23 protein-coding genes are annotated in these 23,067 nt (G+C 55.4%); 12 read left to right on the top strand and 11 right to left on the bottom strand.

Going from position 1 to position 23,067, the window contains the following annotated elements:
• Positions 1 to 17: 17 nt before the first annotated feature.
• From ACFX4U_RS06175 to moeA, 5 genes are all read right to left on the bottom strand, one after another.
• The gene (locus tag ACFX4U_RS06175) at positions 18 to 833 is read right to left on the bottom strand and encodes a Cof-type HAD-IIB family hydrolase (protein WP_313508177.1); all 816 of its coding nucleotides are present in this window, start codon (positions 831 to 833) and stop codon (positions 18 to 20) included.
• A gap of 278 nt (positions 834 to 1,111) precedes the next feature.
• Positions 1,112 to 3,544 carry a formate C-acetyltransferase/glycerol dehydratase family glycyl radical enzyme gene (locus ACFX4U_RS06180; RefSeq protein WP_313508178.1) on the bottom strand — a complete coding sequence of 811 codons (2,433 nt, stop codon included), beginning with the start codon at positions 3,542 to 3,544 and terminating at the stop codon, positions 1,112 to 1,114.
• A gap of 4 nt (positions 3,545 to 3,548) precedes the next feature.
• Positions 3,549 to 4,448, bottom strand: a complete 900-nt coding sequence (locus tag ACFX4U_RS06185; protein WP_313508179.1) for a glycyl-radical enzyme activating protein — start codon at positions 4,446 to 4,448, stop codon at positions 3,549 to 3,551.
• Between the two features lie 124 nt (positions 4,449 to 4,572).
• Positions 4,573 to 5,325: a molybdopterin-synthase adenylyltransferase MoeB gene (gene moeB / locus ACFX4U_RS06190; protein ID WP_305736652.1), complete on the bottom strand. Its 753-nt coding sequence runs from the start codon at positions 5,323 to 5,325 to the stop codon at positions 4,573 to 4,575.
• A 2-nt stretch (positions 5,326 to 5,327) separates the two neighbouring features.
• The gene (gene moeA / locus ACFX4U_RS06195) at positions 5,328 to 6,560 is read right to left on the bottom strand and encodes a molybdopterin molybdotransferase MoeA (protein WP_313508180.1); all 1,233 of its coding nucleotides are present in this window, start codon (positions 6,558 to 6,560) and stop codon (positions 5,328 to 5,330) included.
• A 163-nt stretch (positions 6,561 to 6,723) separates the two neighbouring features.
• Between moeA and iaaA the strand changes: the two genes are divergently transcribed.
• The 5 genes from iaaA to gsiD are packed head-to-tail and all read left to right on the top strand — an operon-like array spanning position 6,724 to position 12,999.
• Positions 6,724 to 7,665: a beta-aspartyl-peptidase gene (gene iaaA / locus ACFX4U_RS06200; protein WP_200551685.1), complete on the top strand. Its 942-nt coding sequence runs from the start codon at positions 6,724 to 6,726 to the stop codon at positions 7,663 to 7,665.
• 19 nt (positions 7,666 to 7,684) lie between these two features.
• The gene (gsiA, locus tag ACFX4U_RS06205) at positions 7,685 to 9,544 is read left to right on the top strand and encodes a glutathione ABC transporter ATP-binding protein GsiA (protein WP_313508181.1); all 1,860 of its coding nucleotides are present in this window, start codon (positions 7,685 to 7,687) and stop codon (positions 9,542 to 9,544) included.
• A 33-nt stretch (positions 9,545 to 9,577) separates the two neighbouring features.
• Positions 9,578 to 11,119 carry a glutathione ABC transporter substrate-binding protein GsiB gene (gene gsiB, locus ACFX4U_RS06210; protein WP_313508182.1) on the top strand — a complete coding sequence of 514 codons (1,542 nt, stop codon included), beginning with the start codon at positions 9,578 to 9,580 and terminating at the stop codon, positions 11,117 to 11,119.
• A gap of 45 nt (positions 11,120 to 11,164) precedes the next feature.
• Positions 11,165 to 12,085, top strand: a complete 921-nt coding sequence (gene gsiC / locus ACFX4U_RS06215) for a glutathione ABC transporter permease GsiC (protein ID WP_313508183.1) — start codon at positions 11,165 to 11,167, stop codon at positions 12,083 to 12,085.
• Between the two features lie 2 nt (positions 12,086 to 12,087).
• Positions 12,088 to 12,999 carry a glutathione ABC transporter permease GsiD gene (gene gsiD, locus ACFX4U_RS06220; RefSeq protein ID WP_313508184.1) on the top strand — a complete coding sequence of 304 codons (912 nt, stop codon included), beginning with the start codon at positions 12,088 to 12,090 and terminating at the stop codon, positions 12,997 to 12,999.
• Between the two features lie 38 nt (positions 13,000 to 13,037).
• Here the strand turns inward: gsiD and rimO are convergent, their stop codons facing one another.
• Positions 13,038 to 14,363: a 30S ribosomal protein S12 methylthiotransferase RimO gene (gene rimO, locus ACFX4U_RS06225; RefSeq protein ID WP_313508185.1), complete on the bottom strand. Its 1,326-nt coding sequence runs from the start codon at positions 14,361 to 14,363 to the stop codon at positions 13,038 to 13,040.
• 498 nt (positions 14,364 to 14,861) lie between these two features.
• On the opposite strand from rimO, the gene ACFX4U_RS06230 reads away from it, so the two are divergent.
• Positions 14,862 to 15,773 carry a helix-turn-helix domain-containing GNAT family N-acetyltransferase gene (locus ACFX4U_RS06230; protein WP_313508234.1) on the top strand — a complete coding sequence of 304 codons (912 nt, stop codon included), beginning with the start codon at positions 14,862 to 14,864 and terminating at the stop codon, positions 15,771 to 15,773.
• Positions 15,774 to 15,856: 83 nt separating this feature from the next.
• Here the strand turns inward: ACFX4U_RS06230 and ACFX4U_RS06235 are convergent, their stop codons facing one another.
• The gene (locus ACFX4U_RS06235) at positions 15,857 to 16,705 is read right to left on the bottom strand and encodes a hypothetical protein (protein WP_313508186.1); all 849 of its coding nucleotides are present in this window, start codon (positions 16,703 to 16,705) and stop codon (positions 15,857 to 15,859) included.
• 123 nt (positions 16,706 to 16,828) lie between these two features.
• Here ACFX4U_RS06235 and ACFX4U_RS06240 point away from each other — a divergent pair, with 123 nt between their 5' ends.
• Positions 16,829 to 17,020, top strand: a complete 192-nt coding sequence (locus ACFX4U_RS06240) for a hypothetical protein (protein ID WP_313508187.1) — start codon at positions 16,829 to 16,831, stop codon at positions 17,018 to 17,020.
• A 37-nt stretch (positions 17,021 to 17,057) separates the two neighbouring features.
• Entirely contained in the window at positions 17,058 to 18,026 is a 969-nt protein-coding gene (locus ACFX4U_RS06245) for an alpha/beta hydrolase-fold protein (protein WP_313508188.1), read from the top strand.
• A gap of 29 nt (positions 18,027 to 18,055) precedes the next feature.
• Here the strand turns inward: ACFX4U_RS06245 and ACFX4U_RS06250 are convergent, their stop codons facing one another.
• Positions 18,056 to 18,313: a hypothetical protein gene (locus tag ACFX4U_RS06250; RefSeq protein ID WP_017456059.1), complete on the bottom strand. Its 258-nt coding sequence runs from the start codon at positions 18,311 to 18,313 to the stop codon at positions 18,056 to 18,058.
• Between the two features lie 205 nt (positions 18,314 to 18,518).
• Between ACFX4U_RS06250 and ACFX4U_RS06255 the strand changes: the two genes are divergently transcribed.
• Both ACFX4U_RS06255 and ACFX4U_RS06260 read left to right on the top strand, forming a co-directional pair.
• Entirely contained in the window at positions 18,519 to 18,992 is a 474-nt protein-coding gene (locus tag ACFX4U_RS06255) for a GNAT family N-acetyltransferase (RefSeq protein ID WP_313508189.1), read from the top strand.
• A 117-nt stretch (positions 18,993 to 19,109) separates the two neighbouring features.
• On the top strand, positions 19,110 to 19,379 hold the full coding sequence (locus tag ACFX4U_RS06260; protein WP_313508190.1) for a hypothetical protein: 270 nt from the start codon (positions 19,110 to 19,112) through the stop codon (positions 19,377 to 19,379).
• 8 nt (positions 19,380 to 19,387) lie between these two features.
• On the opposite strand, the gene ACFX4U_RS06265 is transcribed toward ACFX4U_RS06260, so the two are convergent.
• From ACFX4U_RS06265 to ACFX4U_RS06275, 3 genes are read right to left on the bottom strand one after another with little or no spacing between them, the layout of a single operon-like run.
• Entirely contained in the window at positions 19,388 to 19,825 is a 438-nt protein-coding gene (locus tag ACFX4U_RS06265) for an NUDIX domain-containing protein (protein WP_305736640.1), read from the bottom strand.
• Positions 19,826 to 19,835: 10 nt separating this feature from the next.
• Complete coding sequence (locus tag ACFX4U_RS06270) at positions 19,836 to 20,204, bottom strand: SH3 domain-containing protein (protein ID WP_313508191.1); 369 nt, start codon at positions 20,202 to 20,204, stop codon at positions 19,836 to 19,838.
• Positions 20,191 to 20,814, bottom strand: a complete 624-nt coding sequence (locus ACFX4U_RS06275) for a glutathione S-transferase family protein (RefSeq protein ID WP_305736638.1) — start codon at positions 20,812 to 20,814, stop codon at positions 20,191 to 20,193. Before ACFX4U_RS06275 ends, ACFX4U_RS06270 begins: the two co-directional genes overlap by 14 nt.
• 435 nt (positions 20,815 to 21,249) lie before the next feature.
• Between ACFX4U_RS06275 and ACFX4U_RS06280 the strand changes: the two genes are divergently transcribed.
• Both ACFX4U_RS06280 and ACFX4U_RS06285 read left to right on the top strand, forming a co-directional pair.
• Complete coding sequence (locus ACFX4U_RS06280) at positions 21,250 to 21,633, top strand: biofilm formation regulator BssR (protein WP_017456065.1); 384 nt, start codon at positions 21,250 to 21,252, stop codon at positions 21,631 to 21,633.
• A 176-nt stretch (positions 21,634 to 21,809) separates the two neighbouring features.
• Positions 21,810 to 22,916, top strand: coding sequence for a PQQ-dependent sugar dehydrogenase (locus ACFX4U_RS06285; RefSeq protein WP_305736637.1), 1,107 nt, complete (start codon positions 21,810 to 21,812; stop codon positions 22,914 to 22,916).
• Positions 22,917 to 23,067 lie beyond the last annotated feature (151 nt).

Here is a 23,067-nt window from a genome sequence, read left to right on the forward strand (position 1 = left end):
GGCGCTCCGGCGAGGGATCAGCGATTGAATGGTGCGGTGTTATCAAGCACGGCCTGAATTACCTTCAGCGCGCCCTGGTGGTTATTATCATCGGTCTGATGACGGGCAATGGCTTTAATGGCGTCGCTGGCGTTGCCCATGGCGAACGAGAAATCGGTCATGCGCAGCATTTCCGCGTCGTTACCGCTGTCACCAATGGTGACGCACTGTTGCGGTGAGATGCCCCAGCGTTTAAGCAGGCGCGTAATGCCGTTGGCTTTATGCAGACCCGGGATTATCAAATCGACAAAACCAAAGCCGCTGGTGACCGGCTTCATGATGCCGTCAAGCGAGACATGCAGAGCGTCGATCAGTTGCGGGATATCGCTGTCCGGCAAGTTCAACGAAAACTTGAACAAGGTATCGTCAATGTGCTGAAAATCGCGCACTGGCTTTAAACGGTAATAGTGTTTCGACATCAGATCGACGAACTCTGCCGGGGCGTTTTCGCTGACGTAAGCGCTTTCCAGGCCACAGGCAACAAAGTTGAGGCTGCTGTCTTTTAACAGCTCGCCCATCACTACTTGGGCTTCGTGGCGGGTCAGCTCACCGTGGAACAACTGTTGACCGTGCTCATACACCAGCGCGCCGTTTTCCGCGACGAACGAAATGGTCTCTTTCAGCTCCGGGAAGAAGGAGATCAGCTGGTAATACTGGTTGCCGCTGGCGACAACGAACTCAATATTCCGCTGACGAAGCTGCTCGAATTGCGCCATAAATCGTGTGCGATCGTACTGCTTGGCGTCATCAAGGAAGGTTCCGTCCATATCGGTAACGATAACTTTGACGGTCATACATAGAACTCCTGAATGTAACTGCGACGAGAAACATTCTAGAGATAATGTGAGGGGAAGCACAAATTTTATTTCATTCGAAAGTTTAACCGTCGTCTTTCGAACCGCAGGTGCGTTGGCTGCGGCGGCGCACCCCGGTCACTTACTGATGTAAGCTCCCGGGGATTTACCGCCTTGCCGCCTTCCTGCAATCCGAAATCCATAGGTTAAACATCAGATAGTAACGGACAAAAGGCGGCTGTTAGTTAATAACGAATAACGGTCATCCGGTCGCTACCCTATAAGGTATGTTCAGTTCGGGCGATAATGTCGTCCTGCGCATCTGGCGACAGGGCGGTGAAGAACGCGGAATAGCCGGCGACGCGCACCACCAAATCGCGATACTGATCCGGATGTTTCTTCGCCTCCAGCAGCGTTTCGCGCGACACAATGTTGTACTGAATATGCCAGCCTTTATGTACCTCAAAGAATGTGCGTAGCAGCACCATCAATTTTTGCTTATCGCTCTCATTTTCCAGTGTTGACGGATTCAGTTTCTGGTTCAGCAACACGCCGCCGAGAATCGCCTCCACCGGCAATTTACCCACGGAACTTATCACCGCCGTCGGCCCCAGATGATCGGTGCCGGACGCCGGGCTTGCGCCCTCCGCCAGCGGCGTATGCGCTTTGCGACCATCCGGTGTCGCCATGGTTGCCGCGCCAAACGGCACGTTCGCGGAAATAGACGAGGTTCCGGCGTAGTAATTACCGCCGATCGGGCCGCGACCGTAACGCGGGTTGTGATACTGCTTCAGCTCATCAATGTAGGTTTGATAGGCACGCACCAGCAGCGTATCCACGCTGTCATCATCGTTGCCGTATTTCGGCGCGCTGTTGACCAGTCGCTGGCGTAACTGTTCCTGCGTCAGTCCGTCGAAATCTTCTGCCAGTGCCTGCGCCAGTTGTTGTTGCCCGATAACACCCTGGTCAAAGACCAGCTTTTTCACCGCCGCGAGGCTGTTACCCAGGTTGGCAATCCCCACCTGCAAACCGGACACCCAGTCATACTTCGCGCCGCCTTGTTTAATGCTTTTCGCCCGTTCAATGCAGTCATCGACCAGCGCGGAGCAGAGAATATCCGGCACGTTCTCTTCCAGCATGGTGTCGACCACGTACTCAATCTCAATCGATTTACGGGTGTAATAACGAATCTGCCGATCCCAGGCGTGCATGACCTCATCGAACGCATTGAAATTACCCGCCGACAACGCCTGGGTTTGCGGCAGAAAGATTTTGCCGCTGGTGGCATCGCGACCACCTTCCAGCGCTGCCAGCATCACGCGGGCAAAATTGATAAAACTCATGCCGGTGCAGCGGTAGCCCCATTTGCCGCCAACGGCGGTTTCGATGCAGCCAATGGCCGCGTAATCGTAGGCGTCCGCGGGTTCGACCCCGAGTTTGATAAATTCCGGAATAACAATTTCATCGTTATTGAACGCGGGCATGCCGAAGCCGCAGCGGATCACCTGCACGCAGGCGTCGAGGAAGTCGTTGCTCATGCCGGCGTGGTAGCGCACGCTCAGGTTCGGCTGGGTGGAACGCAGGCGTCCGCAGGATTCCAGAATCGCGTAAGAGAGCGGGTTAACCGCGTCGCGCGCTTCACCGTTATGCCACTGCTGGCCGCCGATGGTGACGTTCTGATACAGCGGGCTGCCCGCCGAGGCTTTTGAATGGGAGCCGGAGCGAATTTTGTTCACTTCCAGCAGTTTTAGCCAGCAACTGTGCAGTAACTCAATGGCCTGTTCGCGGGGCAGCGACTGTTGCAATTCAACATCGCGGCGATAGTACGGATACAGATACTGATCCATGCGCCCGAAAGAGACCGAATGCCCGTTGGATTCAATTTGCAAAATCAGCTGGATAAAGTAGCAGAGCTGCAACGCCTGCCAGAAGGTGCGCGGCGGTTCGTGGGCGATAATCAGGCAGTTTTCCGCCATCGCCAGCAACTCATCGCGGCGGTTTTGCCGCGTCTCTTCCCCGGCCATCTGGCGCGCCAGATCGGCAAAACGTTCGATATGCAGACTGACGGCTTCCAGCACGATATCAATCGCTTTTAAGAACTGCTCACCGTGCAGATCGTCGAGCACCGTCAGGTTGATGCGCGTCCGGCGCTCATCCACTTTGTGGCGCAGCCCGTCGAGACCGAGATCCAGCAGCAGCGGGAAGTTCACCGCCAGGTGCGCGTCGCCAGAGGTCATATTGCCTTCGGCTTTAATAATGCCGGTTTCCAGCAGCGCTTTTTGTTCGTCAGTAAACATGCCGTAGCAGCGATCCTGCACCGTCTGGCCGCGCCACCACGGGCAAATCTCATGCAGCACGCGTTTGTTCTCTTCGCTAACCGCAAAGCCAGCGCCGGGGCGGTCGGCGAGCTCATCGATCTCTTTTTCGATCCATGAAACGGTGTATTCCGGGAAGATCGGCGCGGCGCGCACTTCGCTGGCCTGATTACCGATAATCAGTTCGTCATGTTTGATCCAGATAGTGCGCTCGGCCAGGTGATGCGCCAGCGCCAGCGCGCGGCGTACCGGCAGCGGTTTGTCCAAATTTTGCTGGTAAACCTGCGTGTAATGCCGGGCGCGCTCGGTGCAAACCGGTGGCTTCACAATGTGCACCAGCGCGGTTTTATGCGCATTGATTCGGTCAGTTAGCATGTTGAGTTGCAGCGTGGTCATGGTTCTATCCTCGTAATGTCGCCGTCAGCCCTTTGCGCTGGGCACAATCCTGCGCAAATGCCAGCAGTTGCGGGGCGTCGAGCGGCTTCTCTGGGGCGGTGTAGGGTTCGCCGAGCAGGTGATACTTGTTCATGCCCAGCGTGTGGTAAGGCAAAAAATGAATATCGCTGACCTTCAGCTCATCGGCAGCGAAGGCAGTAATGGCGCGTATGGCGTCTTTATCGGCATTAAATCCGGGGATCAGCGGCACGCGGATGGTGAGTTTTTTCCCCACCTGCGCCAGCCGTTTCAGGTTATCCAGCACGCGTTTTGCCGAGCCGCCGGTCCACTGGCGAAAGGCGGCGTTATCGACATGTTTTAAATCCGCGAGAAACAGATCCACAAAGGGCAGAGTCGGTTCAATATAGCGCCACGGCACATGCAGGCAGGTTTCCACTGCGGTATGAATGCCGTGCTGATGGCTGCTCTGGAGCAGTTGCTGCGCCAGTTGCGGGTTCATAAACGGCTCGCCGCCGGAAAGGGTGATGCCACCGCCGCTGCGGTCATAAAAGGGCTTATCGCGCAAAACGGTAGCCATAATATCGCGCACATCGGGCGTTTCACCGCAGACACTCAGCGCCTGCGTCGGGCAACAATCGGTGAGCGCATCAAGCTGCGTATCATCAAGTTTTTCGCGGTGGATAAGCAAACCGTTCACCGCACGTTCAATCACCTTTGGCGCGGCATGCTGGCATAACTCACACCCGGCAAGGCACAGACGGTTGTCAAACAGCAGATCCCGCGTGCGGCTGCGGCTCTCCGGGTTCTGGCACCAGCGGCAACTTAGCGAGCAGCCTTTCAGGAACACAACGGTACGAATACCTGGGCCGTCGTGAGTGGAATAGCGCTGGATGTTGAAGATCATAACTTATCCCCATGTATTTCATATGGAGATTAGATTACTTTCGAATGAAAGTTGCTGTGACGGAAATCGACCTTTTATCGCGATGCCGGATGACGTTGCGCCATCCGGAAAAAGAGGCGGGAGATTAATGTCCGCAGACGTCGCAGTCAGGATTGCGCAGTAGTTTCATTTCGCGGAACTGGCAGGTCATCGCATCATACATGACGATTTTTCCCGCCGCCGGCGTACCGTAATGCGCCAGCACTTTGATGGCTTCCATCGCCTGCAACGAACCAATCACCCCGACCAGCGGTGCCATGACACCTGCTTCAACACAGGTCAGCGCGTTATCGCCAAACAGACGGCTCAGGCAGCGATAGCACGGGTCGTTTTCGCCCCAGGTAAAGACGCTGATCTGGCCTTCCATGCGAATGGCCGCACCGGAAACCAGCGGCACGCGATGCTGAAAACAGCCTGCGTTGAGCTGATTGCGAATGGCGACGTTATCGGTGCAATCCAGCACCAGGTCATGTGCGGCAATCTGTGTGAGCAGCGCCGTGTCATCAAGCAGGGCGTTGATGGCGGTGTAATGCACATTCGGGTTGATGCGCAGTAACGATTCGCGCGCCGAGTCCACTTTTGCTACGCCGATATCCGCGTCGCTATGCAGCGTCTGGCGTTGCAGGTTAGAGAGCGCCACCGTATCAAAATCGAGCAGCGTCATATGCCCGACACCCGCCGCCGCCAGATATTGCGCAGCGGCGCAGCCGAGGCCGCCGAGCCCGACCACCAGCACGCGAGCGGCTTTTAACCGCTCCTGGCCGTCGAAATCAAAACCGCGCAGAATAATCTGCCGATTATAGCGCATCATCTCCGCGTCGCTGAGTTCTTCAGCCATCTTTAGCCTCCGAAGAGATGGTTAAACATCTCGACATCCACCCATTCACCGGCTTCGACATTGCCACGTTCGCGCTCCAGCACCACAAAGCAGTTACCCTGGCTAAAGGAGCTGAAAATATGTGAACCCTGGTGCCCGGTGCTGCGCACTTCCAGCGTGCCATCGTCGCCACGGCTTAACACCCCGCGCTGGAAATCGAGACGCCCCGGCGACTTTTTCAGGCGCTCCACCGCACGTGCGCGAAAACGCAGCGGCTGCGTATCGGCGGTGTTACCGGCAAGCTTCGCCAGCAGCGGCTGAACCAGCTGATAAAAGGTGAGCGTCGCGGAAACCGGGTTACCCGGCAGGCCGCAGAACCAGCTATTTTTGAGCTTACCGAAGGCGAACGGTTTACCCGGCTTGATCGCCAGTTTCCAGAACGCAATTTCACCCAGTTCATCGAGAATAGTTTTGGTGTAGTCGGCTTCGCCCACAGATACGCCGCCGGAGCTCAGCACCACATCTGCCTGACTGTCGGCAGCAATAAAGGTGTCGCGCAGTTTTTGCGGATCATCCGGCACGATGCCAAGGTTAATCACCTCATAACCGAGCTGGCTCAGCATCAGGTGAACGGATAGGCGGTTGGTATCGTAGATTTGCCCGTCTGCCAGCGGCTGGCCTGGCAGTTGCAGTTCGTCGCCGGTGGAAAACAGCGCCACGCGCACTTTGCGCAACACACTGACATCGGCAATGCCCAGCGAGGCAATAACCGGCAGCTCGGCGGCGGTCAGTTTTGTACCCGCCGTAAAAACGCTGGCACCTTGTCGAATATCTTCCCCCGCGCGGCGGATGTTCTGATTGGCCCGTACTTCGGCGGTAAAACGTATACCGGCATCGGTCTGTTCTGTCTGTTCCTGCATTACTACCGCGTCGCATCCGGCGGGGATCGGCGCACCGGTCATAATGCGTATGCACGTGCCGGCAGGCCACTCGCCGTCGAAGGGCTGCCCGGCAAACGCTTTACCCGCCACCGGCAGGGCGTTACCGCTTTGTACCTCCGCCAGCCGCACGGCGTAGCCGTCCATCGCTGAGTTATCAAAACCCGGTACGTTCAGCGGAGAGATAATATCTTGCGCCACCACGCGGCCAAAGCAGGCCACCAGCGGCAGAGTTTCGCTTTCAGTCAGCGGTGAAATGCGTGACAGCATCTGTGACAGGGCCGTATCGAGCGAGATCAGGCCGTTTGATGATTCCATAATTAATATCCAGTCAACGCGATGAAGCGGCCATTATGGCAGAAAAGAGAAGGCCTCAACATGTCTTACGCCTACCCCGTTGTAATGACATTGCTTTACATCGTTGTAACGACTTTCTATATTCAGAAATCCCTCCAGGCGCAGAGAAATCCAGGCGGCACAAATGGTTAAAGCGGTAATCGCAATACACGGCGGTGCGGGTGCTATCGGCCGTGCGCAGATGAGCCCGGAAAAAGAGCAACGTTACGTACACGTGCTTTCGTCCATTATCGAAACCGGGCAGCGCATGCTGGAATCGGGCGTAAGCGCGCTGGATGTGGTAACGGAAGCGGTGCGGCTGCTGGAGGAGTGTCCCTTATTTAACGCCGGTATCGGCGCGGTATTTACCCGCGATGAAACCCATGAGCTGGATGCCTGCGTGATGGACGGCAACACACTACAAGCGGGCGCGGTGGCGGGCGTCAGCCGCTTGCGCAATCCGGTACTGGCGGCGCGTCTGGTGATGGAGCACAGCCCGCACGTTTTCATGATTGGCGAAGGGGCGGAAAAGTTTGCCTTTTCCCACGGTATGGAGGCGGTATCGCCGAGCCTGTTTTCCACCCCGGAACGTTTTGCACAACTGATGGAAGCGCGGGACGCCGGGCACACCGTGCTGGATCACGGCTCCGCGCCGCTTGATGAGAGCAAAAAATTTGGCACCGTGGGGGCGGTGGCGCTGGATAAGCAGGGCAACCTGGCGGCTGCGACATCGACCGGCGGCATGACCAATAAATTACCGGGCCGCGTGGGCGACAGCCCATTACCCGGTGCAGGCTGCTATGCCAATAACGCCAACGTAGCGGTCTCCTGCACCGGCACCGGTGAAGTATTTATCCGCGCGCTGGCCGCTTACGACATCGCTGCGCTCATGGAGTACGGTGGTTTGAGTTTGCAGGAAGCCAGCGACGCGGTGGTGATGGAAAAACTCCCGGCGCTGGGCGGCAGCGGTGGGCTAATTGCGGTTGATCGCGAAGGTAACGTGGCGTTGCCGTTCAACAGTGAAGGGATGTATCGCGCGTGGGGTTACGCGGGCGATGCGCCAAGCGTGGGCATTTATCGTGAATAATGCGAGTGGAGTTGAGCGGATGGAAACCGATGCGAACGTGGTGCTGGATGTCAGTAATCTGAACGTCGCTTTCAGCCATGACAAGCAACTCGTCCCGGCGGTTCGCCATCTCTCCTTTTCCCTCAAACGCGGCGAAACGCTGGCGATTGTCGGCGAATCCGGCTCAGGTAAATCGGTTACCGCGCTCGCGTTGCTGCGCCTGATTGAGCAAGCGGGCGGCGAAGTAAGCTGCGATCACATGCGCCTGACCCGGCGTAACCGGCAGAATGTGGAACTCACCCGGCTGAGCGCATCGCAAATGCGCAGCGTGCGCGGCGCGGATATCGCGATGATTTTTCAGGAGCCGATGACCTCGCTCAACCCGGTGTTTCCGGTGGGCGAGCAGATCGCCGAGTCGATTCGCCTGCACCAAAAACTGGGGCGCGAAGATGCCATGATTGAAGCACGGCGCATGCTCGATCTGGTGCGTATCCCGGAATCTCAGTCGATTTTATCCAGCTTTCCACATCAGCTTTCCGGCGGCATGCGCCAGCGTGTGATGATTGCCATGGCGCTCTCCTGTCGCCCGGCGGTGCTGATTGCCGACGAACCGACCACCGCGCTGGATGTCACGATCCAGGCGCAGATCCTGCAACTCATCGCCGTGCTGCAAAAAGAGATGTCGATGGGGGTGATTTTCATCACGCACGATATGGGCGTGGTCGCCGATGTTGCCGACCGCGTGCTGGTGATGAACCAGGGCGAAGCGGTGGAAACCGGCAGCGTTGAGCAGATTTTCAATCATCCGCAGCATCCGTATACCAAAGCGCTGCTGGCGGCGGTGCCCAAACTGGGGGCGATGAACGGCAGCACGTTGCCGCGCCGCTTTCCGCTGATTTCGCCGAAAAACCCGGCGCATCAGGAAGCGGAAATCGAGCAGGATACGGTGGTGCCGGGCGAGCCGATTTTGCAGGTGCGCGATCTGGTGGCGCGCTTCCCGTTGCGCAGCGGTATTCTTAATCGCGTCACCAAAGAGGTGCACGCTGTGGAAGGGGTGAGCTTTGATCTCTGGCCGGGCGAAACGCTGTCGCTGGTGGGCGAATCCGGCAGCGGTAAATCCACCACCGGGCGCGCGCTGCTACGGCTGGTGGAGCACCAGAGCGGTTCCATCACCTTTAACGGTGAGCGCATTGATACGCTGCCGGATAGCAAGATGAAACGCATCCGTCGCGATATTCAGTTTATTTTTCAGGACCCTTACGCCTCGCTGGATCCGCGTCAGACCGTTGGCGATTCGATTATTGAACCGCTGCGGGTGCACAATTTATTAGGGGCAGAAGAGGGGCGGCAGCGCGTGGAGTGGCTGCTGGAGCGCGTCGGCCTCAAGCCGGAACACGCCTGGCGCTACCCGCATGAGTTTTCCGGCGGGCAGCGTCAGCGCATTTGCATCGCCCGGGCCCTGGCGCTCAACCCGCGCGTGGTGGTGGCGGACGAATCTGTTTCGGCGCTGGATGTCTCGATCCGCGCGCAAATCATCAATTTACTGCTCGATTTGCAGCGTGAGATGGGCATTGGGTTTCTGTTTATCTCGCATGATATGGCGGTGGTGGAACGCATCAGCCACCGCGTCGCGGTGATGTACCTTGGGCAAATTGTTGAGATCGGCCCACGGCAGGCGGTGTTTGAAAACCCGCAGCATCCGTATACACGTAAGTTAATGTCGGCGGTGCCGGTTGCCGACCCTGCGCACCATCACGCGCAGCGTGTGTTGTTGTCTGATGACATGCCCAGCAATATCCGCAAGCGCGGCGAGTCAATGCAACGCGTGCAGTTGCAGAACGTGGGGCCGGGGCATTTTGTCGCCCGTTCGACGCCCGGCAGCACGCAATCCCGTTTTTAACTGAGCACTGGCAGGGTTCTTCAGGAGAGCAACATGACACAATTCATTTCACGGCACTGGCGGGGACTCGCCAGCGTGATGTTCGCGCTGACCGCCATCCCGGCCTTTGCGGCGAAAGATGTGGTTGTCGCAGTGGGATCCAATTTCACGACCCTCGACCCGTATGATGCCAACGACACGCTATCGCAGGCGGTGGCGAAATCGTTCTATCAGGGGCTGTTTGGCCTTGATAAAGATATGCAGTTGGAAAACGTGCTGGCAGAGAGCTACAGCGTTTCCGCTGACGGCATGGTTTATACCGTCAACTTGCGCCACGGGGTAAAGTTCCAGGATGGTACTGACTTTGACGCCGCAGCGGTAAAAGCCAACCTCGACCGTGCCAGTAATCCGCGTAACAGCCTGAAGCGCTATAACCTGTATAAAAATATCGCGAAAACCGATGTGGCGGATGCCTACACGGTAAAAATTACCCTTAAGCAGCCTTTTTCCGCGTTTATTAATATTCTCGCGCACCCGGCAACCGCCATGATTTCTCCGGCGGCGCTGCAAAAATATGGCAATGACATTGGTTTTCACCCGGTCGGCACCGGCCCGTATGAACTGGAAGCGTGGAACCAGACGGACTATGTGAAAGTGAAGAGATTCGCCGGGTACTGGCAGCAAGGTTTACCGAAGCTGGACTCGATTACCTGGCGGCCGGTGGTGGACAACAACACCCGCGCGGCGATGCTGCAAACCGGCGAAGCGCAGTTTGCGTTCCCCATTCCATACGAGCAGGCGGAAGTGCTGAAAAGAAACAGCAAGCTGGAGCTGGTCGCCAGCCCGTCGATTATGCAGCGTTACATCAGCATGAATGTCACGCAAAAACCGTTCGATAACCCGAAAGTGCGTGAGGCGATCAACTACGCCATTAACCGCCCGGCACTGGTGAAAGTGGCGTTCGCCGGTTTCGCGACACCCGCAACGGGCGTTGTACCGCCAACCATTGCCTATTCACAGGCCTATCAACCCTGGCCGTACGATCCGGCAAAAGCCCGCGAGTTGCTAAAAGAAGCCGGTTATCCGCAGGGGTTCAGCACTACCTTATGGTCGTCGCATAACCACAGCACTGCGCAGAAAGTATTACAGTTTACCCAGCAGCAACTGGCGCAGGTGGGTATTAAAGTGCAGGTGACGGCGATGGACGCCGGGCAGCGCGCAGCGGAAGTGGAAGCCAAAGGGCAGGAACAGAGCGGCGTGCGCATGTTCTACACCGGCTGGTCGGCCTCGACCGGCGAAGCAGACTGGGCGCTGTCGCCGCTGTTCGCCTCATGGAACTGGCCGCCAACGCAGTTCAACACCGCGTTTTACAGCAACCCGCAAGTGGATAAAGACCTCGCCGAGGCGTTAAAAACCACGGATGCCGCAGAGAAAGAGCAGTTGTACAAACAGGCGCAGGATCTCATCTGGCAGGAGTCGCCGTGGGTGCCGCTGGTGGTGGAAAAGCTGGTTTCAGCGCATAACAAGAAGCTCACCGGTTTCTACATTATGCCCGATACCGGCTTCAGTTTTGATAACGCGGATTTGGTGAAATAACTCACTCCACCTCGCAGCGCAAAAGGAGGCGTGAGGGAACGCACAATGCAAAATTATATTATTAAACGCTTGCTGGGCCTGATCCCGACGCTACTGATTGTGGCGGTGCTGGTGTTTCTGTTTGTCCACTTGCTGCCGGGCGATCCGGCGCGGTTGATTGCCGGACCGGAAGCCGACGCGCAGGTCATCGAGCTGGTGCGCCGCCAGCTTGGGCTGGATCAGCCTCTGTGGCGGCAGTTCTGGCACTACATTGGCAACGTGCTGCAGGGCGATTTTGGTATATCGATGGCTTCGCGCCGCCCGGTGGTGGATGAAATCGCCAGCCGCTTTATGCCAACGCTGCTGCTGACCATTACCAGCATGTGCTGGGCGATGCTGTTTGGCCTTGGCGCGGGGATTGCCGCCGCCGTGTGGCGCAACCGCTGGCCGGATCATCTGGGGATGGCGCTGGCGGTAACGGGCATGTCATTTCCGGCGTTTGCGCTCGGCATGTTGCTGATGCAGATCTTCTCGGTTGAACTCGGCTGGCTGCCGACGGTCGGTGCTGACAGCTGGCTACACTATATTTTGCCGTCGTTAACGCTCGGTGCGGCAGTGGCGGCGGTGATGGCGCGTTTTACCCGCGCCTCATTCGTGGAAGTGCTCAACGAGGACTACATGCGCACCGCGCGCGCCAAAGGCGTGAGCGAGCGGTGGGTCATTCTCAAACATGGTCTGCGCAACGCGCTGATCCCGGTGGTCACCATGATGGGGCTGCAATTTGGCTTTTTGCTCGGCGGCTCCATTGTGGTGGAGAAAGTCTTCAACTGGCCTGGGTTGGGTCGTTTGCTGGTGGACTCGGTGGAGATGCGCGATTACCCGGTGATTCAGGCTGAGGTGCTGCTCTTCTCGCTGGAGTTTATTCTTATCAACTTAGTGGTGGATGTGCTCTACGCCGCCCTTAATCCCGCGATCAGGTACAAGTAAGGATGCGATTATTAAACTGGCGTCGACAGGCGGTTTTAAACGCCATGCCCGTAGTCAAACCGGGGCATGTGCGCACGCCGTGGCATGAATTCTGGCGGCGTTTTTGCCGCCAACCGCTGGCGATGGCCGCCGGGATTTTTGTGCTGCTGCTGATCCTGCTGGCGATTATCGCCCCATGGGTAGCCCCGTTCGATGCGGAAAACTATTTTGACTACGACCGGCTTAATGAAGGGCCGTCGCTGGTGCACTGGTTCGGCGTTGATTCGCTGGGACGCGACATCTTAAGCCGTGTGCTGGTCGGCGCGCAGATTTCGCTCGCGGCGGGTCTCTTTGCGGTGCTCATTGGCGCGACTATCGGCACGGTGCTGGGGTTGCTGGCGGGTTACTACGAAGGCTGGTGGGATCGCCTGATTATGCGCATCTGTGATGTGCTGTTTGCGTTCCCCGGCATTCTGCTGGCGATTGCGGTGGTGGCGGTGATGGGCAGCGGCATGGCAAACGTGATCATCGCCGTGGCGGTGTTCTCTGTGCCGGCGTTTGCCCGCCTGGTGCGCGGCAACACGCTGGTGCTCAAGCAACAAACCTTTATCGAATCCGCGCGCAGCATCGGGGCCAGCGATGCGGTGATCCTGTTTCACCATATTCTGCCGGGTACGGTGTCATCGATTGTGGTCTATTTCACCATGCGCATTGGCACGTCGATTATCTCAGCCGCCAGCCTCTCGTTTCTCGGTATGGGCGCACAGCCGCCAACGCCGGAGTGGGGAGCGATGCTCAATGAAGCGCGTGCGGATATGGTGATTGCGCCGCATGTGGCGCTGTTCCCTTCGCTGGCGATTTTTCTGACGGTGTTGGCGTTTAACCTGCTGGGTGATGGCCTGCGCGACGCGCTGGATCCGAAGATTAAGGGGTAAGAAATTCCCTCTCCTGCATGAGGAGAGGGAGGAAAGGTTTAAACGCGGGAACCCCACAGATCGTATTCGTCGGCGTTTTCCACTTTCACGCGGATAATGTCGCCCGGTTTAACGCCGGTTTCGCCATTCAGGTACACCGCGCCGTCGATTTCCGGGGCGTCTGCCATGCTGCGGCCAATCGCGCCTTCTTCGTCCACTTCATCGATGATCACCAGAATTTCGCGACTGATTTTTTCCTGCAAGCGCTCGGCGGAGATCTGTTGTTGCAACTGCATAAAGCGGTTCCAGCGCTCCTCTTTCACCTCTTCCGGCACCTGATCCGCCAGTTCGTTGGCGGTTGCGCCTTCTACCGGGCTGTATTTAAAGCAGCCGACGCGATCCAGGCGCGCTTCTTTGAGGAAATCGAGCAACATCTGGAAATCTTCTTCCGTTTCGCCAGGGAAACCGACGATAAAGGTGGAACGCAGGGTCAGTTGCGGGCAGATTTCACGCCACTGCTTAATGCGCGCCAGTTGCCTGTCGACCGCGCCGGGGCGCTTCATCAGCTTGAGAATGCGCGGGCTGGCGTGTTGCAGCGGGATATCCAGATACGGCAGGATTTTGCCTTCCGCCATCAGCGGAATGACATCATCAACGTGCGGATACGGGTAAACGTAGTGCAGACGCGTCCAGACACCGAGTTTCGCCAGTTGCTCGCACAGGCCAACCATGCTGGTTTTCACCGGTTCGCCGTTGTGAAAGCCCATGCGGTGCTTTACATCCACGCCATAAGCAGAAGTATCCTGCGAGATCACCAGCAGCTCTTTCACGCCCGCATCGACCAGACGTTTGGCTTCGGATAACACGTCGCCAATCGGGCGGCTCACCAGATCGCCGCGCATCGACGGGATAATGCAGAACGTGCAGCGGTGGTTACAGCCTTCGGAAATTTTCAGGTAAGCGTAGTGACGCGGCGTCAGTTTGACGCCCTGTTCCGGCACCAGGCTCAGGAACGGATTGTGCTTTGGTTTCGGCACATAGTGGTGAACATGTTCCAGCACCTGCTCATAGCTGTGCGGCCCGGTTATCTCCAGCACTTTCGGGTGCACTTCGCGGATCTGATCCTCTTTTGCGCCCAGGCAGCCGGTCACAATCACCTTGCCGTTTTCATTCAGCGCTTCGCCGATGGCTTCCAGCGACTCTTGCACCGCGCTGTCGATAAAGCCGCAGGTGTTGACGATAACCATGTCGGCGTTGTCATAGCTTGGCACCACGTCATAGCCTTCGGTGCGCAGCTCGGTGAGAATACGTTCGGAATCCACCAGGTTTTTCGGGCAGCCCAGCGAGACAAAGCCGATTTTCGGCTGCAGGTTCACATTGCTCATAGTTCAAAAAGTAATCAGTTATAGGATCTTAGGGCAGGGATTGTACAGGGCTCTTGCCTGGATTTATAGGGTAATTAAGCGGGAGCGCGGGGAATTCTGAACAGCAACATTCGGCTTATGGGCGGGAAAGGTGTAGCTGATGCGGCTACGCGGGCTGAAACCCCATCAACGGATCCTGTGTTACCGCGTCGGGATTTGCGAGCACGCTTTCAGTAATATCAATCTATTCATTAAGTTAGCTGTAATCCCTTGTTGCTTGTAGTGTTACGCTTTATGTGTGCCCTGCACCTGCAAAATCAGGCGTCGGGATTAGCCTCCTCGCAACCGTGTAGTAACACGTAGTGTCACGCGTCCGCTCATAGCGCTTTTGACCCTATAAAAGCTATGTTGACAGCCTGGCGTGCTGATGGTTGTATTGTACAACTATCTACTCCTCTCTGAGATAACAACGTGGCTGCTGACCAACTGATCAACAATATTCGTAGCGCATCAAGGCGGATGGTGCGTGAGCTGGGCTTTATGAACAGCACGCTTGCAGCGACGGATTATTCCCCTTCCGCAGTGCATACTTTGCTGGAAGTGGAAAAGCAGGGGGCGATGACGGCTGCGCAACTGGTGCAGATGCTGGGGCTGGAGAAATCAAGCGTCAGCCGTATGCTGAGCCGGCTTATCGCCGCCGGTGAATTGCAGGACGTTCCCTCGGCTGAGGATGCGCGCTATAAAACGTTGCAGTTGACTGCGCAGGGTAAAGCGAGCGTCGCGCGCATTAACAGCTACGGCGCAATGCGGGTGCGCGAGGCGCTGCAACATCTGACTTCTGCCGAACAGGAGGCGGTGGCTCGCGGCTTGTCGGCCTATGCCACAGCGCTTGAAGCTTGCCGCCAGGGTGCGCCACGTCCTGCCCGTGAGAAGCCAGAAATCGTCACCGGTTATCTGCCGGGAATGATTGGCCGAATCAGCGAAATGCACGCCAGCTACTATTCGCAACATTATGGTTTCGGCTATTTTTTTGAAAGCAAAGTGGCTGCGGGCCTGGCCGAATTCGCCGGGCGTCTGGAGAGTGCGCGCAATAATATCTGGCTCGCGGTACATCAGGGTAAAATCGTCGGTTCGGTTGCCATTGATGGGGAAGATTTAGGCAATAACGAGGCGCATCTGCGCTGGTTCATCCTTGACGATGAATGCCGTGGCACCGGCATTGGGCGGCAGTTGCTAGCCAAAGCGATGCAGTTTTGCGATGAACAACAGTTTTCCGCCGTGCAGCTCTGGACATTCAGCGGGCTGAACGCCGCACGTACACTTTATGAATCTTTCGGCTTCACGCTGAACAAGGAGTGGCAGGGCGAACAGTGGGGAAGCTCAATGCTGGAACAGCAATTTACCCGCAGCGGGGAAATAGCGCAGCGTTAAGTCCGTTGCGCTATTAGCGGTTAGTCGCTAATAGCGCCTTGTATGTCCCGAGAAGGCAGGCTTTTATCCGCTATGCCTGGACTTTATTTTCCCGTTTTTTCGGCGATCTTTTTATCGATATAGCTTTTGAGGATCTGCTGCTGCGCCGCCACGACATCACTTGATGACGCCGCTTGCAGCAGCCCGGCGAGCGTTTCATTGTCTGGCCCCTCCGTTACCGTAATTTTTAGGGTATATGGCGTTACTTTTGCCAGCTCAATGGTTTTGCCGTGCGTAATCACCGCTGTTTGATTGTAATAGCGGCCAACCTCTACTTTATCGAATTCCATCGTGACATCATTACCGCCGAAATCTATTGCCACGGTTAACCCGTGATGATTATTAATGCCGTATGGCCGCAGTTGTTTGGGGTAAAAAAGAGAATACGGAACAAACGATAATCGATCTTCGCTACGCTGTATTTTAATTTGCATGGCAAAGCCGAGGTCGCTGGTTAATTGTCCGGCCAAAAGTGGGGTGTTGTAATATTGATAGGGTAATCCGGGTGTTGTTAGGTTATTTTTCCCTGCGCCGCCGAATTGACCATAAACCAGCGTTAAACATTGCGCGTTAGAAATGAGCGTGGTTTCATTCGGATAAATATAGACATTTAACGGATAGGGTTTCGCCATATTACTGCCAACTTTTGATATTAGCGAAAACCCATATTTAAGGGTTTCACTGAGGATCGGCGTAGCCACCGCAAATAATAGCGCCGAGGTAAAATTCACATTTCCCTCAGCCGGACAGGGCGCTGGGGATATAAAGGCGCGCATTTCTTCAATCCCACCTTCTTTTATTGCCTGCGGGTTATAACTGACATTACTTGCATGCTCGCTGGTACATCCTGCCAGGAGGGTACTGATGAATAAGAACGTTCTTTTTCCAGACATCGGGGTTACCTATTAAAAGGGCAGTTTTGATTTCGGTACAGCGTAAGTAGTCAGTAATTTTTCTGAGTCTAATTTGCACATCTCTTTACTGAGGAGTTGTTTTGATGAAATGCAAATGAGCAGATGAAACGAGGGTATCGCTCGCATGGTAACGATCCAGAATATGGAGGTATTGCTGAATTATCAGACGCAGCGGCGCAAAGTTTTCTCATACGAAAGTATGATTTTTATTTCCAGGTAAGAAGCCTGTTGCCGTTATCAGGCGAGACCGCAGCAACGGCCATTTTGGTTGCAATCAATAATGATTCGCATTAACTTTGTTGCTGTTAGTTTCTTGTACCAGGGAAGGATAATGCTCACGTGTTCATTTAAAAATGGCTCTACATTTTTGCGGTTAAGTTCGTTTAACGCAGGCGCTTCTCCTACTTTTAGCGCAGTGATGCGCCAGTTGGCGGTTTTCCTGCTATTGCTATACGCGGCTAACGGTTATGCCCGCCCGGATATGACGCCGTTGGGGCCGAACATCGCCGACAAAGGCTCTGCGTTTTACCATTTCACTGTCAACACCTTTGATTCCGCCGACGGCAAGCGTCACTACAAAGTGTGGACTGCCATCCCGAATAAAAAACCGCCCGCCAGTGGTTACCCGGTGCTCTATCTGCTGGACGGCAACGCGGTAATGGACCGCTTATCCGATGACCTGTTGCAAAAACTGTCGCTGCGCGATCCGCCCGTGCTGGTGGCGATTGGCTATCAGACCGATCTGCCGTTTGATTTAACCGCCAGAGCGTATGATTACACGCCCCCAACGCAAAGTAGCCCGCAAAATTTGCGCGGCAGAGCCGGTGGTGGTAGCGCGGTTTTCCGTGCGTTACTGGAGCGCACCATTGCGCCACAGGCTGAAAAAGATCTCGCTATCGACCCGCAAAAGCGGGCGCTGTGGGGTCACTCTTACGGGGGATTGTTCGTGCTGGAGAGCTTTTTATCGTCCGACTTTTTTCACACATTTTACTCGGCCGTGCCTTCGTTGGATCGTCATAACGCTGCGCTGCTCAACGCACTTGAGCAGGTCAATGAAGCGCAGGGCAGCCAGAAATCACTGTGGTTTATGGAAGGCGATGGCGACAGAAATGCGCGGGACGAAAACGCCACGTCAGACGTGTTAAACGCACTAAGCCAGACGGTTTCACACCTGCGTAGCAGAGGGATACCGGCGACTTACCGGCTTTACCCAGGTCTCACGCATGGCGCGATGTTTGACGCCTCGATGCACCTGGCGCTGTTAGATGTTTCCGGCGAGACACTTACCGAAGCACAGTAAAAGAGGCCGCGAATGCGGCCTTCTGCGGCTTAGCTCAACGCATAAATCGCGGCGAAAATAGTAGCGGGAATGCACCAGTCTTTGGTGAACTCTTCAAGCGCTTCCAGGTTCTCTTTGAAATGCGCCAGCATGATATCAATGGCCTGCGCTTCGTCCTCTGCCTGGGTTTCAAACGGCATTTTGCGAAAGCCTTCAGCTTTAAGCTGGCGTACTTCTTCAGCGGACAGGGCTTTTTTCTCATAGACATTCACGGCAATGTCACTGGAGTAGAACACATAGGTTTTCATGACATCTTCCTTGTAAATGAAACGGTTGGGGCAATTGAGTTATCGGCATCAGGCTACGTTGATTTACCCCTGCACGATGTAAATTATTACTATGCGCTTCGCTTGCGCGGCAAAAAAGCCCCTGGTTTTCGTCTTTTCTCGCGCTCACCGGCGCACAAAATTCATGCTAATTTGAACGTTTTCCGCACGTGATAAGGGCAGATCTATGGCAAGTTTCGACGTTCAGGAATGGCGTAAAGAGGATTACCTGGTAACAACCGACGCCGAAAAGCAGGATATTTCTGCTATCCACCGTTATCTGACGCGATCGACATGGGCGGTGGGGATTGACCGGGAAACGGTGGCGATCTCTGTGCAAAATAGCCTTAATTTCGGCCTTTTTCATGGTGATGAGCAGATAGGTTTTGCCCGGTTAGTCACCGATTACGCCACCTTCGCGTATCTGTGTGATGTGTATGTGCTGGAAGCGTACCAGGGGCAAAAACTGGGGAAATGGTTGATCACCTGCTGCCATGCGCACCCGGTTTTTGAAAAACTGCGCCGGATTGTTCTCTTTACTTCCACTGCGCCCTGGCTGTACGCGCAGGCGGGTTATGTGCCAATCAACCGGCCCGATTATACGTGGACGATTGCCCGCCCGGATATCTACAAGAGCAGGAACAACCCGACTGAAAAGTAACGGGCTTGCACCATCGCGGTAAAAGTGGGCGATGCAGTTAGCGCCGCGTTGCCATTGCTATGCCGTTCCCGCGCTGGTAAAACCGTCCGGTTCACCAACACCGGAAAGGGAAAAACGATGCGCACGGCAATCATTAAGATTCTGGCGGGGCTGCTGTATGTGGTGCTCGCCTTTTTTATTAGCGCTGTCATCAAGCCGGTTAACCAGTTCTGGGAATGGTCATCGGGCTGGTTATTTGATCTGCTCTGGCGGCATCAGCTGATTACCGATACTTACGAATGGGGAATGGATCCGCCGAGCACCATTATGCTGGTGATAATTGTGCTGGTGATCGCCTGGCTTTTAGCCCGCAGTGTCAACGTACTGCGGGCTAAAATCAGGCGCTAAAGCCGCGTTTACCAACCGTATTCGGAATAGGGTTGCCCGCCAGTGATCTGCGCAATCGCCTGTTTGACATAGCCAATCGTGTTTTCAGGTAAATCGTCAATGGCGTGCCAGCATAAATCGCCATGTTTCTCCGGCTCGGCGATAAACGGTTCGCCCTGCCAGCGTGTGCAACTGAAAAAGTGCCCCATCCACGAGCGATTCTCGGTCCAGACGTGCAGCGTATGCGCCAGGTGAAGATCATCCGGCGCGATAATAACGCCTGTCTCTTCGTTGGCTTCCCGCGCCGCTGCTGCCCCCAGCGTTTCGTGCTGTTCCAGCCCGCCGGCGGGTAAGCTATAGCAACCGTCCATCCAGCCTGTTCCGGTGCGCTTAAGCATGCAAATCTGGTTCTCTTTTCTCAGCAAAACAAATACCGCAATCGATAAGTTATAGCGTTCTCGCTTCATTTGATTCCCACTATTTTTCCCATTCCGTGACGCACTCCTGCGGCAGCCAACCCTTTTCCCCGTCCGCTTTCTGCGCGTAATACCAGCCGTTGAGGGCGTGAATCAGCGTAAGCGAGTCTCCCGCATACACGGTCAGTTCATGCGCGCAGTAGTCGTCAAGCGCACTTCCTTCGTACGCGCTGAGTGGTGCGAAAAGTTGCTGCGGCGCCCAGCCGCTTTTCCCCGACGCTAACGTCACCCACACCCAGCCACGCCACTGCAAATCACAGTGGCTTATCAGCACGCGCTCGCCTTTGCCGACTGCAATCGGATCGGGATACGCCGAAGTGTAATTACGGGTAACTTTCGCCTGGGGTAGCACCGCTTTACACCATGCCATTATTGCCGTGGCGCAAAAATGCCGGGCGCTGGTTTAATCGTTCAAACCACGCGTCGATAGCGGGAACGGGCGGGTGGTCAAACGGCGTCATTTTCCAGCGGTTGACCGACAGCCCCAGTACCACATCCGCCAGCGTAAAAGTGTCGCCTGCGGCAAATGCTCCGGTGCGCTGCAACTGCTGTTCCAGAATACCAATGCAGTGATTCCACTCTTTGATGCCTGCTTCGATGGCTTTCGGGTCGTTAAACGCCGGGTTTTTGCGCGCCAGCGCCGGGAAAACATAACGCCAGGCGTTGTTGAACTCGGTGGCCTGCCAGTCCATCCAGTGTTCGACATTGGCACAGGCTTGCGGCTCACCGGGGAGCAAATCCTCACGCCCGGCTTTACGCACCAGATAACGGCAAATCGAGTTGGACTCCCATAGTACAAAGCCGTCATCAATCAGGACCGGCACCATCGCGTTAGGGTTCATGGCGCGGAATTCTTCCGTTTCCGTGGAGGCAAAACCGCTGCCGTAATCTTCCTGCACATAATCCAGCCCGGCTTCTTCGCAGGTCCAGAGCACTTTGCGCACATTTATCGACGTCGTTTTACCAAGAATTTTAAGCATGTTGCAGGTGTCCATTCGTGTAATTAATCGTTTAAAAACAATACACCAGACAAATGCGTTCTGACCACTGGCAGATGAGTTACAACTCGCAGCAGCGCTTCGCGGTTGCTCATCGCGTTAGCGATGCCAAACACTCCGGATAAAGCGCAATGTATGGCACACGTAAGTGTGGGAACCTCGCTCCAGTAAAGTGGTGTATGTATTCAGGCTCTGCTGGCGACGGGTAAGATTGAGCGAGTGAGTTGATTCATTTGGGGAATTTATGAATTGCGGGGTGCGCACAGCATGACAACTTACCGTGAATGGCGGTAACTGCTCACTTTACGTGAAATGTAAAGGTCCGGCAGACAAAATTAAATATTGACCAGACGCATGCTTTTGTTCAAAAAGCGACCATACTATGATCCTACACTGGCTGACAAGGGGGGAAGATATATGACCGTTGATGAACTTGCGCGTCGTCTGCTGACGAAGTTGATTGCTGCCCGAAGTGACCTTGCGGCCTATATCCAGATGCGAAAAGCGAAAGGGTATATGTCGGTCAGCGAAAATGATCGTCTGCGTGAACGCTTCTTTGCCCTGGCGCTGGAGATTCGCGATAAAGGCGAACGGTTAAACGAAATGCCGGATCGCGACTCACGTAGTGCGATATACCGCGCCGAGGAAGCGCTCTCCTCAGCAGCTGTTTGTCTGATGAGCGGGCGACAGGATTGTCCCACCTACATTTCGGTGAATGTCGATAAGCTGGAACGTTCTCTGAATGTGCTTAATTACTGCATTCAGTATCTGAACGAGCATTCACCGCTCGAAGAAGCCTGATACCAGGGGGAGGAAACTCCCCCTTTCTGCGTCTACCTCCTCCGCGTTGCTCCCTGGTTTAACTGCAACAATCGCGATGTGCATGCGGTTGTGTATAGGGAGTGTAAAAATCTTTTTTGCCCGCGCTGCGCGTTCTACCCTTTATCAAAGTAAAAAACTGCATAAAGGAGCGCCGTATGCGCCAGATCCCGCTGCTTTTCCTGTTTCTCTCAGTTTCTGTGTTCGCCGCGCCTGCTGCGGTGAAAGTCGATGTATTGCAAACCAAACTCGATCATCCTTGGGCGCTGGCTTTTCTGCCCGATAATCAGGGCATGTTAATTACCCTGCGCGGCGGGCAACTGCGTTTATGGCAACAAGATAAGGGGATTTCCGACCCGATTACCGGGGTTCCCGGAGTCTGGGCGCATGGTCAGGGGGGCTTGCTGGATGTGGCGCTGGCACCGGATTTTGCCCAGTCGCGCCGCGTGTGGCTGAGCTACGCCGAAGCGGGGCAGGATGATAAAGCCGGAACGGCGGTGGGGTATGGCCGTCTTAGCGAGGATTTTAAGCGCCTCGACGATTTTCAGACGGTGTTCCGCCAGCAGCCGAAACTCTCCACCGGTAACCATTTTGGCGGTCGGCTGGTGTTTGATGGCAAAGGCTATTTATGGATTGCGCTGGGCGAGAATAACCAGCGTTCGACGGCGCAGGATCTGGATAAATTGCAGGGCAAACTGGTGCGGCTGACGGACCAGGGCAAGGTGCCGGAGGATAACCCGTTTGCCGGTAACGCGGGGGCACGAGCGGAGATCTGGTCTTACGGTATTCGCAATCCGCAGGGAATGGCGATGAACCCGTGGAGTAACGCGTTGTGGCTCAACGAGCATGGCCCGCGCGGCGGCGATGAGATCAACATTCCGCAAAAGGGGAAAAATTACGGCTGGCCAATTGCCACTTGGGGCATCAACTATAGCGGGCTGAAGATCCCGGAAGCGAAAGGGGAGATTGTCGCCGGCACCGAGCAACCGATCTTTTACTGGAAAAAATCCCCGGCGATCAGCGGTATGGCTTTCTACAATGCCGATGTGTTCCCGCAGTGGAAAAACAAACTGTTTATCGGCGCGCTGAAAGATGAAGATGTCATCGTCATGAGCGTACAGGGCGACAAGGTGACGGAAGATGGCCGTATTCTTGGCGATCGTGGGCAGCGCATTCGCGATGTACGGGTTGGACCGGACGGTTATCTCTATGTGCTGACCGATGAATCCGACGGCGCGTTGTGGAAAGTCAGCCCGGCCTCCTGAAGCAGAAAGGGGTTATTCCCCTTTCTTTATTCTGCGTATTAGTCGTGACTTTTTTCTTTCTGCCGTTACAGGCAAAAGCTATATATTGTTTTTATATAAGTGTTTTCTGTTAATTGTTTTTAAATAAAATAATGCCGCCATTTTTATTTAT

Origin of the sequence: Kosakonia sp. YIM B13588 (assembly GCF_042788165.1) — a bacterium.
GTDB lineage: Bacteria > Pseudomonadota > Gammaproteobacteria > Enterobacterales > Enterobacteriaceae > Kosakonia > Kosakonia sacchari.

Excerpts from the sequence above, each read along its gene's own strand:
- ACFX4U_RS06175 (WP_313508177.1), bottom strand. The coding sequence starts at position 833 with ATGACCGTCAAAGTTATCGTTACCGATATGGACGGAACCTTCCTTGAT.
- ACFX4U_RS06180 (WP_313508178.1), bottom strand. The coding sequence starts at position 3,544 with ATGACCACGCTGCAACTCAACATGCTAACTGACCGAATCAATGCGCAT.
- ACFX4U_RS06185 (WP_313508179.1), bottom strand. The coding sequence starts at position 4,448 with ATGATCTTCAACATCCAGCGCTATTCCACTCACGACGGCCCAGGTATT.
- moeB (WP_305736652.1), bottom strand. The coding sequence starts at position 5,325 with ATGGCTGAAGAACTCAGCGACGCGGAGATGATGCGCTATAATCGGCAG.
- moeA (WP_313508180.1), bottom strand. The coding sequence starts at position 6,560 with ATGGAATCATCAAACGGCCTGATCTCGCTCGATACGGCCCTGTCACAG.
- iaaA (WP_200551685.1), top strand. The coding sequence starts at position 6,724 with ATGGTTAAAGCGGTAATCGCAATACACGGCGGTGCGGGTGCTATCGGC.
- gsiA (WP_313508181.1), top strand. The coding sequence starts at position 7,685 with ATGGAAACCGATGCGAACGTGGTGCTGGATGTCAGTAATCTGAACGTC.
- gsiB (WP_313508182.1), top strand. The coding sequence starts at position 9,578 with ATGACACAATTCATTTCACGGCACTGGCGGGGACTCGCCAGCGTGATG.
- gsiC (WP_313508183.1), top strand. The coding sequence starts at position 11,165 with ATGCAAAATTATATTATTAAACGCTTGCTGGGCCTGATCCCGACGCTA.
- gsiD (WP_313508184.1), top strand. The coding sequence starts at position 12,088 with ATGCGATTATTAAACTGGCGTCGACAGGCGGTTTTAAACGCCATGCCC.
- rimO (WP_313508185.1), bottom strand. The coding sequence starts at position 14,363 with ATGAGCAATGTGAACCTGCAGCCGAAAATCGGCTTTGTCTCGCTGGGC.
- ACFX4U_RS06230 (WP_313508234.1), top strand. The coding sequence starts at position 14,862 with ATGGTGCGTGAGCTGGGCTTTATGAACAGCACGCTTGCAGCGACGGAT.
- ACFX4U_RS06235 (WP_313508186.1), bottom strand. The coding sequence starts at position 16,705 with ATGTCTGGAAAAAGAACGTTCTTATTCATCAGTACCCTCCTGGCAGGA.
- ACFX4U_RS06240 (WP_313508187.1), top strand. The coding sequence starts at position 16,829 with ATGAAACGAGGGTATCGCTCGCATGGTAACGATCCAGAATATGGAGGT.
- ACFX4U_RS06245 (WP_313508188.1), top strand. The coding sequence starts at position 17,058 with ATGCTCACGTGTTCATTTAAAAATGGCTCTACATTTTTGCGGTTAAGT.
- ACFX4U_RS06250 (WP_017456059.1), bottom strand. The coding sequence starts at position 18,313 with ATGAAAACCTATGTGTTCTACTCCAGTGACATTGCCGTGAATGTCTAT.
- ACFX4U_RS06255 (WP_313508189.1), top strand. The coding sequence starts at position 18,519 with ATGGCAAGTTTCGACGTTCAGGAATGGCGTAAAGAGGATTACCTGGTA.
- ACFX4U_RS06260 (WP_313508190.1), top strand. The coding sequence starts at position 19,110 with ATGCGCACGGCAATCATTAAGATTCTGGCGGGGCTGCTGTATGTGGTG.
- ACFX4U_RS06265 (WP_305736640.1), bottom strand. The coding sequence starts at position 19,825 with ATGAAGCGAGAACGCTATAACTTATCGATTGCGGTATTTGTTTTGCTG.
- ACFX4U_RS06270 (WP_313508191.1), bottom strand. The coding sequence starts at position 20,204 with ATGGCATGGTGTAAAGCGGTGCTACCCCAGGCGAAAGTTACCCGTAAT.
- ACFX4U_RS06275 (WP_305736638.1), bottom strand. The coding sequence starts at position 20,814 with ATGCTTAAAATTCTTGGTAAAACGACGTCGATAAATGTGCGCAAAGTG.
- ACFX4U_RS06280 (WP_017456065.1), top strand. The coding sequence starts at position 21,250 with ATGACCGTTGATGAACTTGCGCGTCGTCTGCTGACGAAGTTGATTGCT.
- ACFX4U_RS06285 (WP_305736637.1), top strand. The coding sequence starts at position 21,810 with ATGCGCCAGATCCCGCTGCTTTTCCTGTTTCTCTCAGTTTCTGTGTTC.